This is a genomic window from Phenylobacterium sp. (assembly GCF_020402505.1).
In the GTDB taxonomy this organism is placed as follows: domain Bacteria; phylum Pseudomonadota; class Alphaproteobacteria; order Caulobacterales; family Caulobacteraceae; genus Phenylobacterium.
Genome location: NZ_JADBZL010000094.1, coordinates 1 through 2,621 on the forward strand (window position 1 = coordinate 1; position 2,621 = coordinate 2,621).

The window sequence follows — 2,621 nt, forward strand, 5'->3', positions numbered from 1 at the left end:
ACCTGGGCGCCGCCAGGCCCGCCATAGACCCGGACAATGACCGGATACTTCCGGGACGGATCAAACCCGGGCGGTGTGCGCATGGACCACCACAGGTCCGTCCCGTCGGCGGCCTTCAGGGTCCCGTACCTCGGCGCCTGCAGCCGGTCCCGGTAGGGGGCGAAGGGGTGGTCGGCGTCGAGGGGGTTCTCCTCGATCCAGCGCACGCGCTCGCCGTCGGCGCGGTAGAGCCCCGTCCGGGGGGGCGTCGTCGGGTCCTCGTAGGTTCCCACGAAGGCCCCGCCCCGGCCGGCGACCTTCACGGTCCACCAGCCCCCGGCGCCGGTGAGGGCGCGCGGCGCCTGGGCCCGTCGCCAGGAGGCCTCGTAAAGGCGGCGCTCAACGGGCGTATCTCGATTGGCGGTGAACAGGACGACGCCGCGGGCCTCGTCGATCCCCTGGACGGCGTCGACGGGCCAATCGCCCCGGGTCACCTGCCGGATTCGGCGGCCATCCGGACCATGGAGATAGAGATGTTTCCAGCCCGAGCGCTCGGAAGACCACAGGAAGGATCCGTCCTTCAGCGGCCGGAAATCGTCCGTCAGCTCCACCCAGTGCGGGCTGGTCTCGGTGAGCAGGACCCGGGAGGCCCCGGTCGCCGGGTCCACCGCCAGCAGGTCCAGCCGCTTCTGGTCCCGGGACTGGCGCTGGACGTAGAGTGTGCGCCCATTACGGGACCAGTCCACCCGGGCGAGGTAGATATCCGGGTCCGGGCCAAGGTCCACGGCCACGGGCGCGCCGCCGTCCAGGCCGGCGACGAACAGCTCCACCCGGGCGTTGGGACGGCCGGTCCGGGGATAGCGCTGGGGCACGATCACCGCGCCGGCGGCGTTGACGTCGAACCGCTCGACGACGTCCACGCCGGACAGGTCCACCCGGGTCAGGGCGATCCGGGTTTCGTCCGGACTCCACCAGTAGCCGGTCTGACGGTCCATCTCCTCCTGGGCGATGAACTCGGGGGTCGCCCAGCTGCGCACCTCGGTTCCGTCGCGGGTCAGGGCCTTCGCCTCCCCGCCCCCGGCCGGCGCGATCCAGAGGTTGTCGCCCCGGACGAAGGAGACGAAGCCGCCCTTGGGCGAGACCCGGGCGTCGACCTCGTCCTCAGGGGTCTCGGTCAGGCGGCGCAGGGACCCGTCGGCCCGGGTCCAGAGCCAGAGGTCGCCCTCGACGGGCGCGAGGATGAAGCGGCCCTCATCGTCCCAGTCGTAGGCCACCACGCCGGAGGTCTGGACGCCCTGGCGCTCGCGGCGGCTCTTCTCGGCCTCGGAGAGGTCCCGGCCAGTGGGGATCAGGGCGGCGGCGTCGATCAGCCGGCGGGGCGCCCCGCCGGCGACATCCGCCGCCCAGAGGTCCGTCACCCGGGGATTGTCCACCCGCGCCCGGAGATAGGTGACCAGGGTCCCGTCCGGCGACAGGGCGACCCCGCGGGCGCGCGGCCCGCTCAGGTCCGGCGCCGCGTAGACCCGCTCGAGGGTCAGATCCTCCGCCGTCGCAGATCCCGTCATCAGGGCCAGGGCCAGCACTCCTGCTGCAAACTTCATCACGCGCACCTCCACAAGGCTCAGATCAGGGCGGAAGGCTCCAGGCCCAGTTCCTTCAGCAGGGGCTCGGCATAATCCACCCGGCCGGTCATGGTCGCCGGATCGGCCTTGGCCAGCCGGTAGACCGCCTCGGCGATGTACTCGATGGGCTGGACCCGGTCCTTGGACTGCGCGTTGATCAGACCGTGCACCGCCACCCCGGGGGTGTCGACAAGGCCCGGCGAGACGACGTTGACCGCGATGCCGTTGGCCTGGACCTCCGAGGCGAGACCAGTGGTGAAGCGCTCCAGCGCCGCCTTGCACATGCCGTAGACCGTCCCGCCCCGGCCGCCGCGATAGGGCGGCTTCGGATGGATGCCCGCCGGCGAGGAGATGTTCACGATGGACCCCGAGCCGCGTTCGATCATCGAGGGCAGGACCAGTTGCGACAGGTGGAAGGGGGCGTAGACCTGCACCTCCATCATCAGCTTGAAGCGCTTCTCGGTGAAGTCGGTCACCGGCATGAAATAGGTGATGGCGGCGTTGTTGATGAGGATGTCGACAGGCCCGAACAGGTCGGCGGTCTCGTCGATCAGGCGCTCGCGATCCGCGGCGACGGCCAGGTCGGCCTTGATGAAGGCGGCCTCGGCGCCGGCCCGGCGCAGACGGTCCACCGTGTCGTGCAGGGTTCCCGGCAGGCGGCTCTCGCCGGACTCGGCGGTCCGGGCGGAGGCCACGACGCGGGCCCCTTCCATGGCCAGGCGGGCGCAGATGGCCTCGCCGATGCCCCGGCTGGCGCCGGTCACGACGGCGACCTTTCCCTTGAGGGTCCCATTGGGATTGATGACGGGCGAAGACATGGGGCGGCCTCCCGGACCTTGAATAGGGTTCACCTTATCGTCGAACCCTCGCCCCGGACGCCGCTTGAGGCAAGGCCCGGCGCGTCGCCTCAGCCTGCCAGCAGGGCCCGCACGGCGGCCAGCCCCTCCTCGGCCCGCGCGGCGTCCGGCGCACCGCCCTGGGCGAAGTCCGGACGCCCTCCTGCGCCCTGCCCGCCAAGGG

At 71.7% G+C, this 2,621-nt stretch carries 2 protein-coding genes; both read right to left on the bottom strand.

All coding sequences use genetic code 11. The features are described from left to right. Positions 1 to 1,580 (bottom strand): DPP IV N-terminal domain-containing protein (locus IM632_RS07225; protein WP_296552170.1); only part of this gene is annotated, 1,580 nt, incomplete at its 3' end. Between the two features lie 20 nt (positions 1,581 to 1,600). Next, on the bottom strand, positions 1,601 to 2,419 hold the full coding sequence (locus tag IM632_RS07230; protein ID WP_296552172.1) for an SDR family NAD(P)-dependent oxidoreductase: 819 nt from the start codon (positions 2,417 to 2,419) through the stop codon (positions 1,601 to 1,603). Between the last annotated feature and the right edge of the window lie 202 nt (positions 2,420 to 2,621).

What these genes read in the sequence shown, in the direction of transcription:
- IM632_RS07230 (WP_296552172.1), bottom strand. Translation starts at nt 2,419, where the DNA reads ATGTCTTCGCCCGTCATCAATCCCAATGGGACCCTCAAGGGAAAGGTC.